Genomic DNA, 21,765 nt, shown 5'->3' with positions numbered 1-21,765 from the left:
TCTCCACACCCTGCCCTCAGCGGTCACGCCCGTCCATTCCACCACCGAGAGGTACACCCCCGCCATGACAGCGATACCCGAGCAGCGACCAACCGACCAGGGCCCGACAGGCAGCGGACAGCCTGCCGACGGCGACCTGCGCACCCTGTTCGGCCAGTCCATCGCCGTGTTCGCCGCCCTGTCCGGGCCGGCGCACGTGCTGGAGGCGGCGAACCCGGCATTCTTCGCCACCATCGGCGAGGACCGGGTCCGCACCGGGATCCCCCTCGTCGATGTAATGCCCGAGCTGGCCGGCCAGGGCTTTCTCGACCTGCTGGATCAGGTGTACCGCACCGGTGAGCCCTACACCGGCCACGACGCCCGCATCCTGCTGGGCAGCGGCACCACAGCGCGGGAGGTGTTCTTCGATTTCACCTACGAGCCGCGCCGCGACACGACCGGCGCGGTGACCGGTATCCGGGTGATCGGCGTCGAGACCACCCCGATCAGACACGCCCAGCGGCTGATGATCAAACACCGGGCGCTGCTGGAGCAGATCGCCCGGCAGGCACCCCTGACGGAGGTGCTCGAGGGCATGGCTCGCAGCATCGAGAACCTCTCCCCGCACGGGGTGCTCGTGTCCATCCTGCTTGCCGACCCCGACTGCGCCCACCTGCGGCACGGTGCCGCGCCGAGCCTGCCAGACTTCTACAACCAGGCCATCGACGGGATCGCCACCGGAGACGGTGTCGGCTCCTGTGGCACCGCCGCCCACCGGCGTGAGCCGGTCATCACCACCGACATCACCGCCGACCCGGCCTGGGCGGCGTTCCGTGACCTGGCCGAGGCGGCGCGGCTGGCCTCCTGCTGGTCGATGCCGATCCTGGCCCGCGACGGCCACCTGCTGGGCACCTTTGCCATGTACCACCACACCCCGCGCAAGCCGGAGGACATCGACCTCGCCCTGGCCCGCCTGTTCGCCGACACCGCAGCCCTCGCGATCGAACGCCACCACATCGAACAAGCACAACGCGCCGCCGAGGCCAGCGCCCAGTCCGCGCTGCAGGAACTGGCCAAAACCGTGCGCGCCGAACGCCAACTACGTGCCGAGGCCGAACAGCGCGCCGAAGCCGCAGCGGAACTCAACGCCCGGATGCGCACGGCCGCCGCCGCGCTGGCCGACCGGCCCCACCCTGAACGCTGCGAGCTCGGGGGCACGACCGGATGCCGCGAATCCGCCGAAATCAAGATCGCCGACTCGTGGGGTGATGCGGCGTGGGGTTGTCCCGCCCACGTCGAGGAGGCCATCCTCAACGTCCGGTCGGTGTTCATTGCCAGCGAGGAACTCGGCGGTCTGGCCGCCTACCTCACCCGCCCCGGCCAGCGATGAACATCACCGTCCGCACCGATGACGGCACCGTGTATTTGCACGTCGCCGGCGAACTGGACATGGCCACCGCCGACGACCTGCTCTCGACCGCGCCTACGGTGAAGCCCGCGATGCAGACATCGCCCTGCGACTGGTCGGCTCAACCATGCCGCACCGCCGACGGTGCCGTCCCCCGCCTGGGTGCAGATGGTCGCGGTAGCGCAGCGGCCCGGGATGGCGCTCGACGATGGACAACGCCAGGTCGATGCCGGCGGCGATCCCGGCGCTGGTGGAAACCGGCCCGTCGTGGACGTACAGGACATCTTCCTGCACCCGGGCCCGCCGGTAGCGGTGCCGTATCGCTTCGATGAGCTGCCAGTGGGTGGTGCGCGGCGTCCGTCGAGCAGGCCCGCCCCCACCCAGGGCGGCGGCCCCGTGCAGACCGCGACGACCTGGGCACCGACGTCGTACGCGGGTCGCTGCGCTACCGGTCACAGTAGAGTCAGCCAGTGGCTCGCCGGCGACCGGTGGATACCGCCGCGGACCCGGTACGAGTCCAGCAGGTCGGCGAACCGATGCAGTGGGAAGCCGTACCTCGGTAGCCTTGCCGGATGTTCGCCGACGAGTCGCATCCGCAGCACCGCCTTCACCCGGTCCGCTACCGGTCCGACGAGGAGGACAGTGGCCGGTGGATCGGCTTCCCGCACCGGGCCGGCGACATCGTGATCAGCACCCGGTCCAAGAGCGGCACCACCTGGACGCAGATGATCTGCGCGCTGCTGATATTCCAGGAACCGCAGCTGCCGGCACCGCTGGCCGACCTCTCCCCCTGGCTGGACTGGCTGCTCATCCCGCAAGATAAGGTGTACGGCCGGCTCGCCGCCCAGCCGCACCGCCGGTTCATCAAGACGCACACCCCGCTCGACGGACTACCGCTGCACGCCGACGTCACGTACCTCGTGGTGGCCCGGCACCCGCTCGACATGGCGGTGTCGCTCTATCACCAGGGCGGTAACCTCAACCGGAACCGGATACGTGAACTCACCGGCGGCACCGGGTCCGACAATCGACCACAGCCAAAACCCGAACCCCGGCCACGGCCGAGGCCGGACCTCGGACACTGGCTGCGACAGTGGATCGCCAGCGACGCCGCGCCAGCCAACGCCCTCGACTCACTGCCCGGCGTCGTGCACCACCTTGCCGACGTCTGGACCCGCCGGGCGACGCAACCCAACGTCGTACTGCTGCACTATCAGGACCTGCTCGACGACCTCGCCGGGCAGATGCGTGGGCTCGCCGAGTGGCTGCGGATCGCCGTACCCGATGATCGCTGGCCCGACCTGGTCGAGGCCGCGACGTTCGCGAACATGCGGGCGCGGTCGGCGCGACTCGCACCGGACCCGGCCGGCGTCATGGTCGACAGCCGGGCGTTCTTCCGGTCCGGACGTTCGGGTAGTGGGCGGTCGCTGCTCACCGACGACGAGTACGCCCGCTACCTGAGCCGGGTCGCGCAGCTGGCCGCCCGCCAGCTGCCCGACCCGACCGACGTCGACGACCTGCTCACCTGGCTACATCGGGCTGCCTGACAGCGGCCGTCAGGTCGCCGATCTCGGCCAGCTGGAGAAGCTGTGGCGAACCTCGTCGATCTGCGCTGCCGTCAGGCCGTAGATCTCGCGGAAGACCGAGTCGTCCATCCGGTCCAGCCGCTGCACGGCGTCGGCGAAATCCTCCTCGGTCAGGCCGGAGTCCGCCTGTGCGGCGAGTTCGATCAGCCGGTCGCGGGAGTACCGGGCGAGCGCGGCGGCAGTGACCCACCGGTCTGGTCCGTGAACAGGTCGACATCCTCGGTCGGCCGGTCCACGACACCGTGCGCGATCAGGGCATGTCCGCCGGCCAACGCGAAGCCGTGCCGCGACGCCACGACGAGCGCCAGCCGTGCCACCTCGGCCTGGAACTCCTCCGACGTCACGCGGCGGCGGGCCGGTGGGCGGTGCGCAGTTGTGGGTGCCGGGTCCACCCGCCGGTTCGGCTGCCAGTGCAGACGGTGCGGCAGCTCGACGACCCCGGGGGTGGGGCCGCGCAGCTCGGCGAGATCGGCCGCGACCACCGCGCGACGACCAGGCCGCGCCGGGTACGCAGCCGCCGTCAGTCGTGGTCGGGCAGCCGGTCAGGTGGTGGTCGGCGGGCGCTCGGGCCCCCTGGCCGGGCGGATCGGGCGACTACCTACAGCAATCCGCCGTGATCAGCACCAATGCCCTATTTGAACTGCAATGGTGTCCGGCGGAGTGGCGGGAGTCGACGGTCGCAAGGCATTGACATCGATTGCACATCGCGGCAGGCTTTGCGAAACTCCCTGGGGCAGGTGGTGACCCGGTTGTTTCGAGGTGGTCCCGCGTAACGTCGATCGATGTGGCCCATCGGCGACGGTGGCAATTGCGCCATGTGTCCATTGAGTGATGGTAGAGAATGCGTAGAGCCTCGTACCGGTCGCCTACTTTCGATTGATCGGAGATCTGATGCGCGTCGCCCTCCTCACCACGACTCAGCATGGTCACCTGAACCCGTACGTTCCGGTGGTCAATGCGCTCCAGACTGCGGGAGGTGAGGTTGCGCTGCTGCTGTTGTCCGCCGACGGCGGCGCGCTCGACGAGCGGCGTCGACAGGCACTGGACAAGGCACAGGTCCACGATATCGGGCAGGTCGAGATGGCGCCGTGGAGTGACGATCCGGCGAAGATCGGCCCGATGCTCGAGTCGTCGCCGGTGGCCGGGCAGACAGCCGAGGTGCTGCGTGCGACGGCGCCGGACTTCGTGCTCGTCGATTCGTTGCCGGTCACGGCGGCGGCCATGGTCGGCGCACATACATCCGGTGTGCCGTACGGGATGATCTGGGCCAATCTGGGTGGAGTATGTCCGGCCGGACATCGGCGAGGTCGCTGGCTGTACGACGAACAGGTCGGCAACTATCTGACCAGGCACGAGGTGCCGTGGTCGATGCGTACCCATTCTGCGCGTTCGCCGATTCTCAACCTGATGCCGACGATTCCCGCGCTCGTCGGAGACGACGCGGTCACCGACGACGGGGTGCAGCTGGTCGGATTGCCAGGTGCGACGGGGGCCCGCGGCGACGAGGTCACCTTCCCTGGTCTGGATTGGATCGACCCCGACCGCCCGCTGGTGTACGTCTCCTTCGGCACGATCTTCTACCGGCGGCCGGACCTGCTGCGTACGGTGATCACCGGGGCGGCGGCGACCGGCGCGCAGGTGATCGCGTCGGTCGGGGACCTCGCCGAGGAGCTGGCACTGCCCGACGACGTACTCACCGCCCCGTACCTGCCGCAACGCGAGGTGCTCGAACGCGCCGACGTGTTCATCACCCACGGCGGATACAACTCGGTGGCGGAGTCGATCCGTGCGCAGACCCCGATGCTGGTGATCCCGCTGGCCGTTGACCAGCCCATCCAGGCGTACTTCGTGGACAGCGCGGGCTTCGGCACGGCGTTGGAGCCGGCGGGCGTCACCGAGCAGGCGGTCACTGACGCGGTCACCGATCTGCTCGACCCCGCCCGGGACTACCGGGCCCGGCTGCGCGCGGCGCGGCCGCAGTGCGGCGACTCCGCCGCGCGCACCGCCGAGCTGGTCATCGGCACGATCGAGACGCTTCAACGGGAGGGGCAACGGTGACGATCGAACTGCAGCGGCCGGTGGTCGACCCGATCGTGGTGGACGATCTCGAACGACTCTCGTTCCAGGTGGACCGTCGCGCCTACACCGACGACGACCTGGCAGCGCAGGAGACGACCAGGATCTTCGATCGCTGCTGGTTGTACGTCGGGCACGAGTCGGAGGTGCCCGGGCCGGGCTCGTACGTGGCACGCGACGTCGGCGGGCGCCCAGTGGTGATGACACGCGGCTCCGACGGAGTGGTCCGGGTGTTCGCGAACAGCTGCACCCACCGCGGGGCGCTGATCTGCTCACAGCCGGCCGGGCAGGCCCGGTCGTTCCGGTGTCCGTACCACGACTGGACGTTCTCCACTCAGGGCGACCTGGTCGGGGTGCCGATCCCGGACGGGTACGGGCCCGGTTTCCGCAAGGCGGACTTCGGCCTGGCGCGGCACCGCAGCGACAGCTACCGGGGTTTCGTGTTCGTCACCTTCGATCCGCAGCAACCACGCACCCTGACCGAGTACCTGGCGGGTGCCACGGAGTACCTCGACCTGATCGACGACCAGTCCGAGGTCGGGATGGAGGTGATCCAGGGTGCGCAGCTGCACGGCGCCCGGGCCAACTGGAAGCTGATGATGGAGAACAGCGTCGACATCTACCACTTCCGGGCCCTGCACAAGCGGTACGTCAGCTACATGGAGTCGCTGGGGTCGGTGCCACCGCGACGCCGGGGCGGCTTCGGCCGCGCCCTCGGGCTGGGGCACGGCGCCAACGAGCTGCCACCGGCGGCGGCCCGCCCGCTCGCCTACTGGACGCCGATGTTCGGCGCCGAGGTACGGCCCCGGATCGAGGCGACGGCCGCCCGGTTCGTCGAACGGTTCGGTGCCGAACGCGCCGAACGGATCACCGGCACCAACCGCGCGGTGCTGATCTTCCCCAATTTGATGATCATCGACGCGATCGCGATCACCATCCGCAAGATCGACCCGGTCGGCGCCGGCCAGATGGCGATCACCTCGGTCGCCCTGGCCCCCCGAGACGAGGACCCCGACATCCGGGAACTGCGCAAGAGCCACTACCTGACGTTCCTCGGTCCCGCCGGCTTCGCCACCCCCGACGACATCGAGATCATCGAGTCGTGCCAGCGGGGGTACCTCAACCGCGCGGTCCGCTACTCGGACCTGTCGCGCGGCATGAACAAGGCGGTCCCGGAGACCACCGACGAGCTTCCCGCCCGCGAGTTCTGGCGGCAGTGGGACCGGCTGATGCAAGGGGCGTGACGACGATGATCACCGAGCTGACGGTCGACGACGAGGCCCAGGTGCGGCTGTGGCACCGGGTGAGCCAGTTCCTCTTCCGGGAGGCGCGGCTGCTCGACGAGTGGCGGCTGCGCCAGTGGTACGACGAGATACTGACCGCCGACATCCGCTACTCGGTGCCGGCCACCGACGTGCGGGGCGACACGGCCGACGCGCTCGGGCTCATCGACGACGACGCCGCCCGGCTGCGCCAGCGCATCGAACAGCTACTCAACGGCGAGGTGTGGTGCGAGAACCCCCGGTCGCGGACGAACCGGATGATCACAAACGTGGAGATCCTGGCCGACCGGGGCACCCACCTCGACGTGGCGGCGAACGTCGTCGTGCACCGGTTCGGGCACGGACGCTCCGACGCGTACGTCGGCAAGTACCGGTTCGAACTCGTCGTCGACGGCGGGATGTTCCGGGTCCGCCGCCGGCTCGTCGTGCTCGACCACGAGACGCTGTACGAGCACGGCAAGCTCAGCATCATCCTGTGACCGGCCAGTGACGGCGGCCACCCCGGGCAGCGCCCCACCCGTCGCCGCCTTCGGGCCGCCGGGTCTGCCCCGCGAGGTGTACGTCCTCAGCGTCGTCGGTGGCTGCGTCATGCTGGGCCTGGGACTGGTGCTACCGGTCCTGCCGGTGTACGCGGCGACGTTCGGCGCCGGACCCACCCAGATCGGCGTACTCGTCGCCCTGTTCGCGTTGCTGCGGCTGGCCACCAGCCCGTTCTGCGGCCGGCTCGCGGCCCGGTTCGGGGAACGGCGGATCCTGGTCGCCGGCCTGCTGCTCTGCGCGGTCTCCTCGGCCCTGGCGGCGTTCGCCGGATCGTACGGGCAGCTGCTCGTGTTCCGCGGCCTCGGCGGCGTCGGCTCGGTGCTGTTCTCGGTGTCCGCGCTGGCGACACTGCTGGCGGTCGCCCCCGCCGACCAGCGGGGCCGGGCCAGCGCCGTGTTCGAGGCCGGCTTCCTGCTCGGCGGCATCTGCGGGCCCGCGCTCGGCGGGCTGCTCGCGCTCATCGCCCTGTCCGCGCCGTTCCTGGTGTACGCCGCGCTGCTGCTGGCCGCCACGGTGCTGACCCTGGCGGTGCTGCGGACCGACGCGCGCCACGGCACGGACCCGGGCCGTGCCGCAGTCCGGCTGCCGGTCCTGCTGCGGGACCGGCGCTACCTGGTGGCCTGTACGGCGGCGCTGGCGCAGGGCTGGGTCCTTTTCGGACTACGCAGCGCGCTGGTGCCCACGGTGGTCGTCGCGTGGGGACACGACGTGGCCTGGGTCGGGTGGGCGTTCACCATCTCCGCCGTCGTCCAGGCGTTGCTGATCGTCCCGGCCGGTCAGGTCGTCGACCGGGCCGGGCGGCGCCCCGCCATGATCGCCGGCACCGGGGTGGCCGCGACGGCGATCACCGCCCTGGTGTTCGTGGACACCTACCCCTGGCTCGTCGTCGGGCTCGGTGTGTACGCGGCGGGATCAGCGCTGCTCAACGCCGCGCCGGCCGCGCTGATCGGGGACGTCGTCGCCGGCCGGGCCGGCAGCGGCGTCGCCGTCTTCTCGATGTGCACCGACGTCGGCGCCGTCGTCGGCCCGGTCGTCGTCGGGCTCGTCGCCGAGCAGGCGGGCGCTGCGGCCGCCTTCGGCAGCGGCGCCGCGCTGCTGGTCGTCGCCTTCGTGGCGTCGTGGACGTTGACAACTGTTCGACCGACCGCAAGGAGTTGATCGATGAGTCAGCCAGCTGCCCGGCATGAGCGGGGCGCGGCCATGTTCCAGCAGGTCTTCGGCCGCGAACCGCGCCCCGGCTCCTATCCGGAGTTCCTGCAGATCACCGTCGACCACTTGTTCGGCGAGATCTGGACCCGCCCGCACCTGAGCGTCGAGGAACGCGAACTGGTCGCGTTGACCGCGGTCACGCTGGCGCGCACCGACTGGGAGCTGCGCGGCCACATCGGTGCTGCCCTGCACCTCGGGATGTCGCGGGAGAAAATCGTCGAAGTCATTATTCAGCTCGCCTACTACGGTGGCTGGCCGGTCGCCAACAACGGGCTGCGCGTCGCCCAGGAGGTCTTCGCCGAGCTGGACGGCGTCACCGGGAAGGACCCGGACGATGACCAGTGAACCGTCCGCACTCGACCCGGCCGAGAAGGTCGACCTGTGGCGCCAACGGTTCTTCGAGGCCCAGGCGGCCGCAGAGGAGTTCATCCTGGGAGAACACGGCGAGGAAGGCCTGGCCGCGTGGATCCAGGCAAACTCGCGCATCACCGCGGAACTGCTGCGGGCGCAACGGCCCGCCGGAGTGTCCGCCACCGACCACTTCATGACCCGGCTGCAGCGTCAACTGCTGCTGTACGACTCGGCGGTGACCAGCGATCCCCAGCCGTCCGGCACGGTGCTGCGCAACCCCGACTGCGGCATCCTCCGCTACCGCAGACGGGCCGCGCGCGCCGGCGTCGTGCTGACCTTCTCGTCACCGTGCCCGTACTGCCAGGAACTCAACACGGCGATCGCCGCCCGCTACGTGGAACCGGACGTCACGGTGTCGTGCGACCAGGCCGGCGACGGGTGCACCTGGCGCGCGGAGTCCGCTCACCCGCCGGAAGGCGACGACGCGGCCGGGTCACCGCAGCGGGGCCGGACCGACGGTTGAACCACCGGCAACGCCGTCCGCGCGTCCGTCGGTGACCGGCTGACGTCGAGCGTCATGCCGAGCTGCCGGCCCACCGCCACACACAGGTCGACCGCCGCGGTACGGGTCAGGTCCTGATGCTCGCCCTGGGTGACGCACGCCGACGCCACGTTCCTGTTCCGGAGCCGCAGGTACCACGGGAACAACGAGCCCAGCGCGGGCTCGGTCAGCATCGTGCGCGAATGCACGATCGTCCCCACCAGCAGGTTGCCGAACGGGCGCTGCCCGGCGTTCATGAAACTCTTCAACCGCTCCTGGAAGATCTTCAACACCGCCGGTACGTTGCCCGCGTACACCGGCATGGCGAGCAGCATCGCCTGCGCGCCCTCGGCCAGGTCGACGACCTGCGCGAAGTCGTCGTCGAGTGTGCACCGTCCCACCTCGGGGTCCAGGCAGGTGTCCTCGCCCTCGCACATCGCGATGCGATGGTCGATCAACCGGATCCGCTCGATCCGCGCGTCGCCCACCTCCCGGACGACACCGGTGATCGCCGCCTCGAGCAACGCATCGGTCAGCGACGGCAGACGCTTCTGTGTGCAGGACAACGCGATGATCTTCACCCGAGGGGCCTCCCCTGTCCGCTCAGCGCCACGGTGGACCGGCCACCTGACCATGCGTACGTGGCCGCTCACCGAGACGGCCCTAACCTACCGGGCCGCCCGCCCGCGTGGGTCAGGGCGCAAACCTCGGCCAGGTGGAGAAGCAGTGGCGAATCTCGTTGACCTGTGTCGCGGTCAGCCCATAGATCTCGCGGAAGACGGCGTCGTCCATCCGGTCCAGCCGCTGCATGGCATCGGTGAAGTCCTCCTCGGTCAGACCAGAATCCGCCTGCCGGGCGAGCTCGATCAGCCGATTTCTGGATTGACATCCTCGCCGCCCTAAACGGCGGCGATTCCAGCCACGCCGCGCGTGACACGCGCAGTGTTCTGGCGGGTTACCGTTTCACCGCGCGGTGCCGGGACGGGTCCCGGTCCTACCCGCGCTCCACGGTCGTTGAAGTCCGCCTGCCCGGCGGCCTTGATGTTGATCGCCGCGTTGACATCCCGATCGTGGTGACCGCCGCACGGACAGACCCACGACCGGACGTCCAGCGCCATCCGCTCGTTGATCCGGCCACAGGCCGAGCACATCCGGGTGGACGGGAGCCACCGGTCCACCCGGGCGAACGTACGCCCGGACCTCGCCGCCTTGTACTCCAGCATGCCGACGAACGACGACCATCCCGCGTCGTGTACCGACTTCGCCAGCCGGGTCCGGCCGAGACCGACGACACACAGGTCCTCGACGTACACCGCTTGATTCTCACGGATGATCGTCGTGGACAGCTTGTGCTGCCAGTCCCGCCGGGTGTCGGCCACCCGGGCGTGCGCCCTGGCGACCTTCACGACAGCCTTCCCACGGCGGTTGCTGCCCCGCTGTTTACGCGACAGTGCCTGCTGCAGCCGCTTGAGCCTGCGGGCCACGCGGCGCAGGAACCTGGGTGCGGCCACCTTCGTGCCGTCCGACATGACCGCGGAGTGCGTCAGCCCCAGATCGATCCCCACCTCGGCGTCGGTCGGCGGCAACGGCTCGTCCTTGGCCCGCACGACGAACGAGGCGAAATACCTTCCGGCGGCGTCCCGGATGACCGTCACGGACGACGGGTCCGACGGCAGTATCCGGGACCAGCGGACCGTGACATCGCCGATCTTCGGCAGCCGCAGACGACCGTTGTCCAGGATCCTGAACCGGGAATTGCGGGTGAAACGGATGGCCTGCCGGTTGTCCTTACGCGACCGGAACCTCGGCGGCGCCACCATGCGGCCCTTGCGTCTGCCGGTGATCGAGGCGAAGAAGTTCCGGCACACGGTGTTCGCCGACCGGCACCTGACCCGCATGGAAGCCATCATGCGGGAGGACTTCCCAGTAGGCTTCGAGCCGATTGGCACCGAGGTTCGTCGATGTTATGGGGTGACGGCCTGTGGTGTGACCAAGTTGGGCGTGTCGCTTGTGGAACCGGACGTGATCGGTGAGGTTCTCGGCTGCGGTTCGACGACCGTGGAGCGGTATCAGGAGGAGCTGGAGCCGCTGGTGGACGTGGTGTTGACCCCGCTGTACGAGCGGGTCCGTGACCAGGCCCGCCGGGACGCAGTCCTGGTCGATGGTCTGGTCGCGCCGGTCGGGGAACGCGACGACGTCGACGGGCTGTTCTCCGAGAAGAAGGGCTTCTGTGGGCAGAACGTGCAGGTGGTGGCCAACCTCGCCGGGCGGGTGGTCGATGTGGGTGACCCATGTCCGGGTGGCATGCACGACCGGAGGGCCTTCGACGTGTCCGGGATCGCCGCCCGGTGGGCCGGCCACCACGCCCCCGGCGGGCCCGGGATGATCGGTGACAAGGGGTACCAGGGTGCCGGCATCGTGAGTCCGTACAAGAAGCCTCGGGGTCGGGAGTTGACCGAGGTCCGACGCGCGTGCAACACCGCACTCAACCGGATCCGCGCCGCCGTTGAACGCGCTGTCGCCCACCTGAAGTGTTGGAAGGTCTTCGGTCGGCCGGTCCACCACGCCGTATGCGATCAGCGCGTGTCCGCCTGCTAACGCGAAGCCGTGTCGCTGGGCCACGGCGAGCGCCAGCCGTGCCACCTCGGCCTGGAACTCCTCTGATGTCACGCGGCGGCGGGCTGGTGGGCGCTGCGCAGCTGCGGGTGCCGTTGCTCCCAGGCCTGTCTGACGCCACGTGGAACCCACAGGTCCGGCCAGAGCCGGACCAGCGTCGGGCCGTGCAGCCAGGTGACCAGCTCGACCGGGGTGACCGCCTCGACCAGGACGGTTTCGTACATCCACCGCAGCAGTGCGGGGTTGTCGAGATTGACCCGGCGGTCGGGCTGCCAGTGCAGCCGATGCGGCAACTCGACGACGCCACTGACTGGTCCGCGCAGCTGCGCGAGGTCAGCAACGACTGCCGCGCGACGACCCGGCCGAGCCAGGTACGGCACGATGCCACCCTCGGCTTCGCTGCGTCTCACGTCATCCAGGGTAGCGGGCGATCCCGCCGCGAGCTGGCCCTACGGTGTCGACGCGGCGGGCCTGAGCCGGTTGTCGGCTACGCCGAAACCGACAACCGGCCGGTCTGGTCGAGCAGCAGCCCACGGCCGCCACGCGTCAGCTCGTACAGGCGGCGGCCGCCGGTCAGCGCTACGTCGCGCAGCCGCCGGCCGAGCAGGTCGTGGGCTGAGCCGCCACCGCCGTCGCCGTCCTCGCCGCCGACGTCGTAGCGGATCCCGATGGCGGTGACCTTCTCGATCAGGCGACGGTTGACCTCCTCGATGTCCATCAGCTCGGCGAACAGCCGGCGCACCGCCTGCGGGCCCGGCTCGGTGGACAGCAGCTCCATCTGCGCCCGGGTGTTGTCCAGCACGGCGGCCGCCACCGGGTGCCGTTCGGTGTGGTAGCTGTCGAGCAGCCCGCCGGGTGCCCAGCCGGTGACCTCGGCCGCGAGTTTCCAGCCGAGGTTGACCGCGCCCTGGCCGCCGAGGTTGAGGCCCTGGCCGCCGAGTGGCGGATGGATGTGCGCGGCGTCGCCGGCCAGCAGGACCCGGCCGACCCGGTAGCGCTGCGCCAGCCGGGTGGCGTCACCGAACCGGGACAGCCAGCGCGGTGAGTGCACGCCGAAGTCGGTTCCGGCGGTCACCCGCAGTTGCCGGGCGAACTCCTCGATGGTCGGTGCGACGCTACGGTCGGCGGCCACCCCTGCGGCGGGCACCACCAGCCGGTACACGCCGTCGCCCAGCGGCGCGGCCCCGAACCGCTTCTCGGTGACGCGGACCTCGGCGACCACGGCGGCGACGGTCTCCGGCGCTACGGCCACCGTCATCTCGCCCAGCAGGGTGTCGACCCGGGTCGGTTCGCCGGGAAAGGCGACGCCGAGCAGGTTGCGCACCGTGCTGCGGCCGCCGTCGCAGCCGACCAGGTAGCGCGAACGCAGCCGCGTCCCGTCGGCCAGTTCCGCGGTCACCTGACCGTCGTCCTGGCGCAGGCCGACCAGTTCGCAGCCGCGCCGGATCTCGGCACCGAGTTCGGTGGCGCGTTCGGTCAGCAGGCGGTCGGTGACGGGTTGCGGGATGGCGAGCACGTACCCGTGCGCGGTGTCCAGCCGGTCCGACGCGGGTTTGTCGATGCCGGCGAAGCCGCCGAACGGATACCGCTGGCCGTACGCGAGGAACCGGTCCAGCAGGCCCCGCTGGTCCATGATCTCGATGCTGCGCACATGCAGGCCGCCCGCGCGGACGTGGCTGGTCGGCTCCGTGTCCTTTTCCACGACGAGTACGGACACGCCGTGCAGCCGTAACTCGCTGGCCAGCATCACACCGGTCGGCCCACCGCCGGCAATGATGACGTCGAAAATTCGGTTCCCCCATTTCTGCGATCAGCCATCCGGGCAGCGTCGATCAGCGGACACACGTACGTGAATCCGCGCGTTTTCGCAGCTGATGGCTTCGGTCGCACATTCTGCGCCGCGACCCGGGTCTTGCCGCAAGGCCCCCTATGCGATATATGTTGAATACGGCGAGGAACGGTGTTCTCAGTCAGGTCGAGATCCGGTGGCGATCCTCGTCAGATACAGCGCCACCAGCCAGACGGCGGTCACCGGCAGGGCGATCGGTAGGAGCAGCGGCAGCCACCAGCCGACCAGGTCGGCCGCGACCGGCACCACCAGACAGATCGCCAGCACCACCGTCGTGGACGCCGGCCGGACGTAGGACGTGACCAGCGGGATCACGACGAAGACAAGCGCCGCGCAGACGACAGCCGCGACACCCCAGAAAGTCTGTCGCGTCGCCGCAGCGGTGGACGCCGCGCTGACCCATGCCAGGGCGGGTATCGCCACCACCGCGACGGCCAGCCACAACGTATGCCGGGCGACGCGGGCAACCGTGGTCGCGTCGGCCCGCCGACTGATCAGCACCGACGCGACCGCCACGACGGCAACGCAGCCGAGGGCCGCGAGCACCAGCGCGGGAAGGACCTTGCCGGTGCCGTCGGGGCACTGCAGCTCGCCGCCAAGCGACACGTCCCCACCGGCCGGGCGGCACCCGATCCGCAGCGCGGACAGCAACAGCAGTCCGACGCCGCCGGTAACGGCGCCGACCAGGACTGCGGCGACCCCGGTCGCGACGTACCAGACGGGCAACTGCTCCACACCGGACCGGAGCCGAGGCCGAGGGTGCGACATCCTGGTATTCTCCCAGTCCCGGTCCGCTCAGGTGCCGGTCTGCCGGAGGTCGACTATGGTCGGCCGTCGAGGAACATCCGCAGCCGGGTCAGGGTCTGCTTGTCGTCGCCGGGCACGTGCCCGTTGACCGCACGGCACACCCAGCCCAGGCGCAGCGCCACCCGGGTCGCGGCCACCAGGTCGCCGGTGAACCGTTCGGCGTACGGCGCCAGGTAGGCGTCCCGCAACGGCGCGGTGTCGACCGAGTCCCGTACGTCGGCGAGCCCCCAGGCCAGCCCACCTTCGAGGGTGACCGACAGGGTGAGGAACGGGTGCGACACGCAGGCGTCGCCCCAGTCCATGATGAGGTGGCGGCCGTCGCGGACGAAGACCTGCGCGTCGTGCAGGTCGTCGTGCTGCAGCAGCTCCGGCAGGCCGTACTGCGCGAGCTCGGCGCACAGGTCGGCCACCATCGGTGCCGCGTCGCGGAAGCGTCGCTCGGCGCCGACGGCGTCGATGATCCGTTCGTACGCCTGCGGCAGGGTGGCCAGCCGCCGGTCGGGCACGCCGAGGGTGAGCAGGTCGTCGACGTCGTCGGCCAGGTCGAGCTGCACCGCGGCGAGCCGGCCGTCGATCCAGTCCCGCACCCAGGCCAACCACTGCGGATCCCGCCACCGTCTGTCGTCTACAGCCGGTGATGCTAGTCAGCCGTCGACGCCGGCCGACACTCGTTCTAGCCGGCCGGGCCAGCCGGCAATGTGGGATCAGTCGTGGTCGGGGGCTCCGGTCAGGTGATGGTCGGCGGCGCACAGGGCCTCGGTGACCAGGCGGCGGACGTGGCCGCCGCGTGCCCGGTAGAGCACCCGGCGGCCGTCACGGCGGCTGGCGACCAGGCCGGCGAGCAGCAGTTTCGCCAGGTGCTGCGACACGGCGGGGCGGGCGGCGCCGACCGCCGCCGCGAGGGTGCCGACGTCGTGTTCGCCGTCGCGCAGCTGCCACAGCAGGCGTAGCCGGGTCGGGTCGGCCAGCATCTTCAACGCGGTCACCGCCGTGTCGACCTGCGCGCCGGTCGGTTGCTGCTGCCCATCCGTGGCACCTGCAGCGTTGTCGCGTGCGTACATGAGCACGTATTCTGCCATCGCCATGGACCACGACCACCACCGTCACGACCACCACCCGCACGGTCACCGGCATCCGGTGCGGCGGGCCTGGTGGCGACGGGCGCTGCACCGGCTCACCCCGCACACCCACGACACCGCCGCCAAGGTCGACGACTCCCTCGAAGCGTCCCGCGACGGACTCCGCGCCCTGTGGATCTCCCTGGCGGTCCTCGCCGCCACCGCCGCCGCCCAGGCCGTCATCGTCGCCGCCTCCGGCTCGGTGGCGCTGCTCGGCGACACCCTGCACAACGTCACCGACGCGCTCACCGCCGTACCGCTGGCCATCGCGTTCCTGATCGGCCGGCGCGCCGCCACCCGCGCCTACACGTACGGATTCGGCCGCGCCGAGGACCTCGCCGGCATCGTCATCGTGGTCGTCATCGCCGGCTCGGCGATCGCCGCAGGCTGGACCGCCGTCGACCGGCTGATCCACCCGACGTCGATGACCCACGTGCCGTGGGTGGCCGCCGCCGGCGTCGTCGGCTTCGCCGGCAACGAGATCGTCGCCCGCTACCGGATCCGCGTCGGCCGACGCATCGGCTCGGCCGCGCTGGTCGCCGACGGGCTGCACGCCCGTACCGACGGATTCACCTCACTGGCCGTCGTCGCCGCCGCCGGGGGCGCGGCGGCCGGCTGGCAGTGGGCCGACCCGCTGGTCGGCCTCGCCATCACCGTCGCGATCGGGTACGTGCTACGCGACGCCGCCCGCGAGGTGTACCGGCGGCTGATGGACGCCGTCGACCCGGCCCTGGTCGACACCGCCGAAACGACCCTGCGCGCGGTGCCCGGCGTCCGCGACGTGACAGCGGTACGGCTGCGCTGGATCGGCCACCGGCTGCACGCCGAAGCCGACCTCGTAGTCGACGCCGACCTGAGTCTGCTCGCCGCGCACGAGGTGGCCGCCGACGCCGAACACCAGCTCACCCACGCCGTACCGAGGCTGGTGTCGGCGACCGTGCACACCGACCCGGCCGGGCACGCCGGCGCGCACCACCACGTGACCCTGTCGCACCGCCGCCGGGCAGCACCGACGGCACCACGGTAGCCGTCCAGCTACCGGGAGCCGCAGCCAGCGGACATCAGCGGTGCCGGCACCAGTACGTCGGGCGGGCGCCGGGCAGGAGCGGATCAGTCCATCAGGTCGAACCGGCGGGTCCAGCCGACCAGGTCGGCGACGGTCGTGTTGCCGCCACACAGCACCAGGCCGATCCGAGCGTCCGGGCCGACCTGACCGACGACCCGGCCGGCCGCCGGCAGCAGACACCCGGCGGCCGGCTCCGCCCACACCTTGGCGTACTCGGCCAGCTCCAGGCTGCCGCGCACCGCCTCGGCGTCCGAGACCACCAGCACGTCGGTGACCAGCTGCGACACGTGATCGAGCGTCAACTGGGACACCGTCGGCGCGCTCAGCGTGGACACGATCGACGACAACTCCACCGGCACCGGGCCACCCGCCCGGCGGGCCTGCGTCATCGCCGACGCGCCGTCGGTCTCCACCCCCCAGATCCGGGTACGCGGCGAACGGGCGTGCAGCGCGGCCGCCACCCCGGAGATCAACGCGCCGCCGCCGATGCTGACCAGCACATCCGTCGGCGCCGTCGCCTCGTCGGCGAAGGCGTCGTCGGCGAACTCCAGACCGACGGTGCCCTGCCCGGCGACCACGACCGGGTCGTCGAACGGGTGCACCAGGGTCAACCCGTCCGCCTGCAGGCTCGCCATCAACCCGAACGCGGCCGACATGCCGTCGACCAGGTGCAGCGTCGCGCCGGCGGCGGTACAGATCTCCGCAGCCCGGGCCGGCGCGGTCCGCGGCATCACCACGGTCGCCTTCACATCCAGGGCCTGCGCCATCACCGCGACCGCGATGCCGTGGTTGCCACCGCTGACCGCCACCACACCGGCGGCCCGTTGCGCGTCGTCGAGGGTCAGCAGCTTCGCCGTCGCGCCGCGGGCCTTGAACGACCCGGTCCGCTGCAGCAGCTCCAGCTTCACGGTCACCGGCACGCCGAGCAGCCCGGCCAGGCCGGGACTCGACACCGTCGGGGTCCGCACCACGTGGCCGGCGATCCGCCGCGCCGCCGCCTCGATCTGCGCAACGTCAACGATCATCCTGCTCTCCCCCGCAGCCGCCGGCCCGCAACGCCCAGTATGCCTGGCTGGAGCACCGGTCACCCGTGCCGGGCCACCTGGCTCAGCGCCAACGCGGCGGCGATGTCCAGCCGATCAGCCCGACGTGGTCCTTCAGCCGGAACCGGTCGTGGCTGCGGCGACCAGGTCGGTCACGGTCAGCACCCGCAGCTGGTGGTCGGCGGTGACCACAGCGACAGCGTCGCCGCCGATCGCCACCTGGTCCACCCGGCTGGTCTGCAGGTCGGCGCCGACGTCGACCGCGCCGGTACGCCGGCCGGTCGCCGCGTCCCAGACCGACAGCTGCGGCACGGCGACGCTGGCGGCCAGATCGACGCGCATCCCCACCACCGCCGCCCGGCCGCCAGCCACCGCCGCCACCGAACCGTTGTCGTCGGCCGGCACCACCTCGGCGCCGGTGAAGTCCAGCACGGCGAAGTCGTCGAGCTTGTCGAAACTCTGGTCACCGAAGAGCAACCCGCCCGCAACGGCGTACCAGTTCTCGTCGTCGCTGAATTCACTCGGCCGCGACCACGCCTGCGACCCGTCGGCGGTGCGCACCGCGATCGTCCGGTAGGTGTTGCCGTCGACCGCCACGCACACCAACTGCGGCCCGCACGGTTTGACCAGAGCGATGTCGTCGGTGCCGGCCAGCGGCAGCTCCCACTTCTTGGCGAAGCCGTCAACGGCGTACGCGGCCAGCACGTCCCGGCCCGGGGATGCCTCATCGGACAGCCGGCCGATGGCCAGTCCGTCGTAGACGGTCCAGCGGTTGTGGTCCAGCGGCAGCGCGCCGTCGCCGACCGGCCTGCCGGTGCCGGCATCCAGCAGCACACCCCGGCCGCTGCTCTCGTTCAGCTCGACGATCCGGTCAGCAGCGGCGTGCCGGTTGTCGCGCAACGTATGCTCGGCGGCGGGCAGCGCACCGGCCCCGGCGGGGGCGGTCCCGTCCGGGCTCCACGCGGTCACCGCCCGGATCCGCTCGGCGTCGATGATCAGCAGGTCGCCGTCGGGCGCCTCGCGTCGCCACCGCTGCTCCCCGGTGGTCAGGTCGATCCGGGCGACCGCGTTGTCGAAGATGCCGTCCTTGATCTCGACGATGACATCGGTGCCGAGGTAGACGACATCGGTGTAGGTCTGCCAACTGCGTTTCCACTTGACGGCGCCGTCGGCGGGGTCGAGGGCGAGCCGCATGTCGTCGCCGTCGTCGGTGGCCGAGTCGGCGGCGTCGACGACCAGCAGGTCGCCGACGGCCGTGAACGCCACTTCGGTCGGCTCGACCTCCACGGTGGTGGCCCACACCGGGCTGCCGCCGCCGACCGGCAGCGCGGTCACCGTGGTGGCGCCGATGCTGACCGCCGCGTACACGGCCAGATCACCGACGACGGTCACCGCCGAGGCGAGAGTCCCGGCCGGCAGCGGTACGTGATGCACCTCGGTCAGCCCGCCGTCGGCGTCGTCAGTGCCGTCGGCATCCTCGCCGCCGCCGGTGAAGCTGCCGAACAGGTTGGGACCGTCCGGCCCGTCGTCGCCGCTGAGCCGGTTCAGTAGCCGGCCGTTGGTCAGCCCGACCGCACCGACCAGGGCCAGCACCACGGCGGCGGCGACCGCCGCGACCACCCGCCCGGCCCGCCCTCGCCGCTGCGGCTCAGCCGCCGATCCGGACTCCGGCGCAGGCGCGGAGCCCGGCCACGACGTGGGCTGCGGGGCACCCGCCGGAGTTCGGATCGGCGTAGCCGGCTGCGGAACAGCCCCGCCCGTCGCCGGTGTGGCCACGTACGCCCCGGCGGCCCGCAGCGGGGTCGCGGTCGTCGGCGCCGCCGCCGACCCGGCCGGGTCGTGATGCAGCGCCCCGTACGCCACCGGCAGCTCCGGCTGCTCCGGCACCTGCGGGGCGACCCCGAGCCGGGCGTGCAGCCGGCTGGCGACCAGCGGCGTCCGGCTGGCCCCGCCGACCAGCAGCAGCCCGGCGAGCCCGGCCGGGTCCACCCCGGCCAGTTGCAGCACCCGGCGGGTCTCGTCGACGGCCCGGTCGACCAGCGGGCCGGCGATCCGGTCGAGCTCCTCGCGGGTCAGATGCATAGGGTCGTCACGACCGGGCACTGTCACCGGCGCCGACGCGGCCCGCGACAGCATCTCCTTCGCCGCCCGTACCTCCGCCCAGAAGGCGTGCCGGTCGCGGCGGTCGGCGGCGGTCACCGGCCGGTCCAGCCGGGCCCACAGCTGCGGATCCCGCATCGCGATCAGCTGGCCGAGGTGGGCGATGAGCGCGTTGTCGACGTCGAGGCCGCCGAGGTCGTCCAGCCCGCCGGTGGCCAGCACCCGCAGCCCGGCCGCCGTCACCGGCCCGCTGCCCGACGCGGACTCGTGGCGTACCACGGCGACGTCGAGGGTGCCGCCGCCGAAGTCGAACACCGCGAGCGCGCCACCGGGTGGGATCTGCCGGCCCAGCACCCGTACGCAGTAGGCGGCGGCGGCGATCGGTTCGTCGAGCAGCCGCACCGGGCCGAGGCCGGCGGCCTGCGCGGCGGCCCGCAGCAGGTCCCGCCGTGGGGTGCCCCAGTCGGCGGGGCAGGTCAGCACCGTCGCCCCGTGCGGATGCGCCCCGGCCATCGTCGCTTCGCCGGCGACCCGACGCAGACCGGCGGCCAGCAGCTCGACCACCGGCAACTCGCGATCGCCCAGCAGCACCGATCCGTCGTCGATGTGCCGCTTCGGGTGCGGCTCGAATCGGTGCGGCTCGCCGGCGGCGAGCCGCTGCGCGTCCCGTCCGGTGTAGAGCGCGCCGATGCCGTCGGCGAAGACCCCGGAGGCCAGCAGCGGCGTGCCGTCGAACAGCAGCGGCCGGGGCGGCTCGTCGCCGCGACGCACCATGGCGACGGTGTGGGTGGTGCCCAGATCTACGGCGAGCCGTACCGGTCCGTTCACGGTGTGTGTCGTCCTTCCCGGATGTGGCGCCGGCGCGATCGGCGTCCGCCGTCGGCGGGCATGCTATCTGTCGGCCGCCACGGCCGTATCGGCACCGAGCTGCTTCAACACCCGGGTACGCAGCGTGTCGTACTGCTCGCGGCAGCGCAGCGGCGGCCCGGCCGGGCGGGCGACCATCTCACCGGCGGTGATCTGCTCGTGCGGGCCGAACTGGTCCCGGGTCAGGTCGACCTCGACCACGCCGAGCCGGTTCCACCAGTGGTAGCCGGTGCGTTGCCCGTCGACGTGCACCTCACCGAGTAGCAGGTCTCCGCCGAACAGGTCGTGCAGCACCAGGGCGGTGACGCCGCACTGCCCGCGCGCCGGGTTGCCGGTGTGCCAGTCGGCCAGGTCGGCGGGATCGCAGGTGTCTGCGGCCCAGGCGGATCGGATGACGCGTTCGACGTGGGTGAGGGTCCAGGCGCGGGGGAACATGGCGGCAGATCCTGCCACAGTGGTCCGACATCGCGTTCGGTTGCGGCGTACCGGGTGTCGCCGGCTGCTCGCCACCGGCGAGACGGCACCCGGACTGGCCGCGACAGCCGGGGGCCGCCACCGTCTGCGGTAACGGCTAGTAAGCTGCCCGGTCGTGACCGACGACAGTCTGCGGGTGATGTCCGGGCCGGCCAGCGCGGAGCAGTCCGCGTTGGCGACCGCCTGCCTGGCCGCCGGTGACGGGCGGCTGCGCCACGGCGCGGCGTTGAAGTTCTTCTGGGGTCCGATGGACTGCGGCAAGTCGACACTGGCGCTGCAGATGGACCACAACCATGCCCGGCAGGGCCGCCGTGGCCTGGTGCTCACCCGCAACGACCGGTCGATGGGGCCGCAGGTGACGACCCGGATCGGGCTGGCCCACTCGGCGATCGAGGTCACCGACGACCTGGACCTGGTGGCGCTGGTGCGCGGCCGCTGGGCCGACGGCACCCGGGTCGACTACCTGATCTGCGACGAAGCCTGTTTCTACACCGTCGCCCAGGTGGAGCAGATGGCCGACCTCGTCGACGGCTACGACGTCGACGTGTTCGCGTTCGGCCTGGCCAGTGACTTCCGGTCGGTGCTGTTCCCGGCCGCGCAGCGACTGTTCGAACTCTCCGACGAGGTGTGCCGCATCCAGGTCGAGGTGCTGTGCTGGTGCGGACGGCAGGGTCTGCTCAACGCACGGGTCGTCGACGGTGTGGTGGCCCGCCACGGCGAGCAGGTCGTCATCGGGGATACGGCCGATCACGCCGACGTGCGCTACCAGGTGCTGTGCCGCCGGCACCACCGCACCGGCGACCTCGGCGCCACCTCGTAACCCGGCGCCTCGTTCGGGTGCGGCCACTGGTG

Annotated in this window: 22 protein-coding genes and 1 pseudogene; 11 read left to right on the top strand and 12 right to left on the bottom strand. The window is 71.3% G+C overall.

Annotated features, from left to right (window positions below; translation table 11 throughout):
• Positions 1 to 64 precede the first annotated feature (64 nt).
• Positions 65 to 1,369 carry a GAF domain-containing protein gene (locus ACFHVL_RS07430; RefSeq protein ID WP_416626428.1) on the top strand — a complete coding sequence of 435 codons (1,305 nt, stop codon included), beginning with the start codon at positions 65 to 67 and terminating at the stop codon, positions 1,367 to 1,369.
• A gap of 93 nt (positions 1,370 to 1,462) precedes the next feature.
• Here ACFHVL_RS07430 and ACFHVL_RS07425 read toward each other — a convergent pair whose 3' ends face one another.
• A complete protein-coding gene (locus tag ACFHVL_RS07425; RefSeq protein ID WP_416626427.1) occupies positions 1,463 to 1,681 on the bottom strand; it encodes a hypothetical protein in 219 nt (72 codons plus the stop codon).
• A gap of 278 nt (positions 1,682 to 1,959) precedes the next feature.
• Between ACFHVL_RS07425 and ACFHVL_RS07420 the strand changes: the two genes are divergently transcribed.
• Entirely contained in the window at positions 1,960 to 2,934 is a 975-nt protein-coding gene (locus ACFHVL_RS07420; RefSeq protein ID WP_416626425.1) for a sulfotransferase domain-containing protein, read from the top strand.
• Between the two features lie 182 nt (positions 2,935 to 3,116).
• On the opposite strand, the gene ACFHVL_RS07415 is transcribed toward ACFHVL_RS07420, so the two are convergent.
• Entirely contained in the window at positions 3,117 to 3,497 is a 381-nt protein-coding gene (locus ACFHVL_RS07415; RefSeq protein ID WP_416626451.1) for a nucleotidyl transferase AbiEii/AbiGii toxin family protein, read from the bottom strand.
• A gap of 367 nt (positions 3,498 to 3,864) precedes the next feature.
• On the opposite strand from ACFHVL_RS07415, the gene ACFHVL_RS07410 reads away from it, so the two are divergent.
• The 6 genes from ACFHVL_RS07410 to ACFHVL_RS07385 are packed head-to-tail and all read left to right on the top strand — an operon-like array spanning position 3,865 to position 8,955.
• The gene (locus tag ACFHVL_RS07410) at positions 3,865 to 5,031 is read left to right on the top strand and encodes a glycosyltransferase (RefSeq protein WP_416626424.1); all 1,167 of its coding nucleotides are present in this window, start codon (positions 3,865 to 3,867) and stop codon (positions 5,029 to 5,031) included.
• Positions 5,028 to 6,293 (top strand): aromatic ring-hydroxylating oxygenase subunit alpha, encoded by a 1,266-nt coding sequence (locus ACFHVL_RS07405; RefSeq protein WP_416626422.1) that lies wholly within the window; start codon positions 5,028 to 5,030, stop codon positions 6,291 to 6,293. Before ACFHVL_RS07410 ends, ACFHVL_RS07405 begins: the two co-directional genes overlap by 4 nt.
• Positions 6,294 to 6,298: 5 nt before the next feature.
• The gene (locus tag ACFHVL_RS07400; RefSeq protein ID WP_281555586.1) at positions 6,299 to 6,811 is read left to right on the top strand and encodes an aromatic-ring-hydroxylating dioxygenase subunit beta; all 513 of its coding nucleotides are present in this window, start codon (positions 6,299 to 6,301) and stop codon (positions 6,809 to 6,811) included.
• A gap of 7 nt (positions 6,812 to 6,818) precedes the next feature.
• A complete protein-coding gene (locus ACFHVL_RS07395) occupies positions 6,819 to 8,030 on the top strand; it encodes an MFS transporter (RefSeq protein WP_416626420.1) in 1,212 nt (403 codons plus the stop codon).
• Between the two features lie 3 nt (positions 8,031 to 8,033).
• Positions 8,034 to 8,426 carry a carboxymuconolactone decarboxylase family protein gene (locus ACFHVL_RS07390; RefSeq protein ID WP_416626419.1) on the top strand — a complete coding sequence of 131 codons (393 nt, stop codon included), beginning with the start codon at positions 8,034 to 8,036 and terminating at the stop codon, positions 8,424 to 8,426.
• Positions 8,416 to 8,955 (top strand): hypothetical protein, encoded by a 540-nt coding sequence (locus ACFHVL_RS07385; RefSeq protein WP_416626417.1) that lies wholly within the window; start codon positions 8,416 to 8,418, stop codon positions 8,953 to 8,955. Before ACFHVL_RS07390 ends, ACFHVL_RS07385 begins: the two co-directional genes overlap by 11 nt.
• On the opposite strand, the gene ACFHVL_RS07380 is transcribed toward ACFHVL_RS07385, so the two are convergent.
• Positions 8,895 to 9,554 (bottom strand): flavodoxin family protein, encoded by a 660-nt coding sequence (locus ACFHVL_RS07380; RefSeq protein WP_416626416.1) that lies wholly within the window; start codon positions 9,552 to 9,554, stop codon positions 8,895 to 8,897. The two genes, ACFHVL_RS07385 and ACFHVL_RS07380, sit on opposite strands and share 61 nt — an antisense overlap.
• Before the next feature lie 318 nt (positions 9,555 to 9,872).
• Positions 9,873 to 10,793 carry an RNA-guided endonuclease InsQ/TnpB family protein gene (locus ACFHVL_RS07375; protein ID WP_416626415.1) on the bottom strand — a complete coding sequence of 307 codons (921 nt, stop codon included), beginning with the start codon at positions 10,791 to 10,793 and terminating at the stop codon, positions 9,873 to 9,875.
• 7 nt (positions 10,794 to 10,800) lie between these two features.
• On the opposite strand from ACFHVL_RS07375, the gene ACFHVL_RS07370 reads away from it, so the two are divergent.
• Positions 10,801 to 11,571: a transposase family protein gene (locus tag ACFHVL_RS07370; protein WP_416626414.1), complete on the top strand. Its 771-nt coding sequence runs from the start codon at positions 10,801 to 10,803 to the stop codon at positions 11,569 to 11,571.
• A gap of 68 nt (positions 11,572 to 11,639) precedes the next feature.
• Here the strand turns inward: ACFHVL_RS07370 and ACFHVL_RS07365 are convergent, their stop codons facing one another.
• The 5 genes and pseudogenes from ACFHVL_RS07365 to ACFHVL_RS07345 all read right to left on the bottom strand — a co-directional run bounded on the left by ACFHVL_RS07365 (position 11,640) and on the right by ACFHVL_RS07345 (position 15,306).
• Positions 11,640 to 11,999: a hypothetical protein gene (locus ACFHVL_RS07365; RefSeq protein ID WP_281554868.1), complete on the bottom strand. Its 360-nt coding sequence runs from the start codon at positions 11,997 to 11,999 to the stop codon at positions 11,640 to 11,642.
• 83 nt (positions 12,000 to 12,082) lie between these two features.
• A pseudogene (locus ACFHVL_RS07360) lies at positions 12,083 to 13,378 on the bottom strand (FAD-dependent monooxygenase); the annotation flags it as partial.
• A gap of 177 nt (positions 13,379 to 13,555) precedes the next feature.
• A complete protein-coding gene (locus ACFHVL_RS07355) occupies positions 13,556 to 14,206 on the bottom strand; it encodes an adenylate cyclase (RefSeq protein WP_416626412.1) in 651 nt (216 codons plus the stop codon).
• A gap of 53 nt (positions 14,207 to 14,259) precedes the next feature.
• On the bottom strand, positions 14,260 to 14,832 hold the full coding sequence (locus tag ACFHVL_RS07350; RefSeq protein WP_416626411.1) for a hypothetical protein: 573 nt from the start codon (positions 14,830 to 14,832) through the stop codon (positions 14,260 to 14,262).
• Positions 14,833 to 14,949: 117 nt separating this feature from the next.
• On the bottom strand, positions 14,950 to 15,306 hold the full coding sequence (locus tag ACFHVL_RS07345) for an ArsR/SmtB family transcription factor (protein ID WP_416626410.1): 357 nt from the start codon (positions 15,304 to 15,306) through the stop codon (positions 14,950 to 14,952).
• Between ACFHVL_RS07345 and ACFHVL_RS07340 the strand changes: the two genes are divergently transcribed.
• Positions 15,305 to 16,390: a cation diffusion facilitator family transporter gene (locus ACFHVL_RS07340; RefSeq protein ID WP_416626409.1), complete on the top strand. Its 1,086-nt coding sequence runs from the start codon at positions 15,305 to 15,307 to the stop codon at positions 16,388 to 16,390. The two genes, ACFHVL_RS07345 and ACFHVL_RS07340, sit on opposite strands and share 2 nt — an antisense overlap.
• A gap of 83 nt (positions 16,391 to 16,473) precedes the next feature.
• Here ACFHVL_RS07340 and ACFHVL_RS07335 read toward each other — a convergent pair whose 3' ends face one another.
• The 3 genes from ACFHVL_RS07335 to ACFHVL_RS07325 all read right to left on the bottom strand — a co-directional run bounded on the left by ACFHVL_RS07335 (position 16,474) and on the right by ACFHVL_RS07325 (position 20,874).
• On the bottom strand, positions 16,474 to 17,454 hold the full coding sequence (locus ACFHVL_RS07335) for a threonine ammonia-lyase (RefSeq protein WP_416626408.1): 981 nt from the start codon (positions 17,452 to 17,454) through the stop codon (positions 16,474 to 16,476).
• A gap of 132 nt (positions 17,455 to 17,586) precedes the next feature.
• Positions 17,587 to 20,400 (bottom strand): Hsp70 family protein, encoded by a 2,814-nt coding sequence (locus ACFHVL_RS07330; RefSeq protein ID WP_416626407.1) that lies wholly within the window; start codon positions 20,398 to 20,400, stop codon positions 17,587 to 17,589.
• Between the two features lie 63 nt (positions 20,401 to 20,463).
• A complete protein-coding gene (locus ACFHVL_RS07325; RefSeq protein ID WP_416626405.1) occupies positions 20,464 to 20,874 on the bottom strand; it encodes a hypothetical protein in 411 nt (136 codons plus the stop codon).
• Positions 20,875 to 21,052: 178 nt separating this feature from the next.
• Between ACFHVL_RS07325 and ACFHVL_RS07320 the strand changes: the two genes are divergently transcribed.
• On the top strand, positions 21,053 to 21,733 hold the full coding sequence (locus tag ACFHVL_RS07320; RefSeq protein WP_416626449.1) for a thymidine kinase: 681 nt from the start codon (positions 21,053 to 21,055) through the stop codon (positions 21,731 to 21,733).
• Positions 21,734 to 21,765 lie beyond the last annotated feature (32 nt).

Origin of the sequence: Micromonospora sp. LOL_023, from assembly GCF_048060115.1 — a bacterium.
Taxonomy (GTDB): domain Bacteria; phylum Actinomycetota; class Actinomycetes; order Mycobacteriales; family Micromonosporaceae; genus Micromonospora_E.
The sequence above is the reverse complement of the archived record's forward strand: the minus strand, read 5'-3'. Positions and strand labels throughout refer to the sequence as shown.

Bases quoted from the DNA above. Each gene is read 5' to 3' on its own strand.
- ACFHVL_RS07375 (WP_416626415.1), bottom strand. From the start codon at position 10,793: ATGGTGGCGCCGCCGAGGTTCCGGTCGCGTAAGGACAACCGGCAGGCC.
- ACFHVL_RS07420 (WP_416626425.1), top strand. From the start codon at position 1,960: ATGTTCGCCGACGAGTCGCATCCGCAGCACCGCCTTCACCCGGTCCGC.
- ACFHVL_RS07325 (WP_416626405.1), bottom strand. From the start codon at position 20,874: ATGTTCCCCCGCGCCTGGACCCTCACCCACGTCGAACGCGTCATCCGA.
- ACFHVL_RS07345 (WP_416626410.1), bottom strand. From the start codon at position 15,306: ATGTACGCACGCGACAACGCTGCAGGTGCCACGGATGGGCAGCAGCAA.
- ACFHVL_RS07385 (WP_416626417.1), top strand. From the start codon at position 8,416: ATGACCAGTGAACCGTCCGCACTCGACCCGGCCGAGAAGGTCGACCTG.
- ACFHVL_RS07340 (WP_416626409.1), top strand. From the start codon at position 15,305: ATGAGCACGTATTCTGCCATCGCCATGGACCACGACCACCACCGTCAC.
- ACFHVL_RS07390 (WP_416626419.1), top strand. From the start codon at position 8,034: ATGAGTCAGCCAGCTGCCCGGCATGAGCGGGGCGCGGCCATGTTCCAG.
- ACFHVL_RS07430 (WP_416626428.1), top strand. From the start codon at position 65: ATGACAGCGATACCCGAGCAGCGACCAACCGACCAGGGCCCGACAGGC.
- ACFHVL_RS07320 (WP_416626449.1), top strand. From the start codon at position 21,053: ATGTCCGGGCCGGCCAGCGCGGAGCAGTCCGCGTTGGCGACCGCCTGC.
- ACFHVL_RS07400 (WP_281555586.1), top strand. From the start codon at position 6,299: ATGATCACCGAGCTGACGGTCGACGACGAGGCCCAGGTGCGGCTGTGG.
- ACFHVL_RS07355 (WP_416626412.1), bottom strand. From the start codon at position 14,206: ATGTCGCACCCTCGGCCTCGGCTCCGGTCCGGTGTGGAGCAGTTGCCC.
- ACFHVL_RS07335 (WP_416626408.1), bottom strand. From the start codon at position 17,454: ATGATCGTTGACGTTGCGCAGATCGAGGCGGCGGCGCGGCGGATCGCC.
- ACFHVL_RS07410 (WP_416626424.1), top strand. From the start codon at position 3,865: ATGCGCGTCGCCCTCCTCACCACGACTCAGCATGGTCACCTGAACCCG.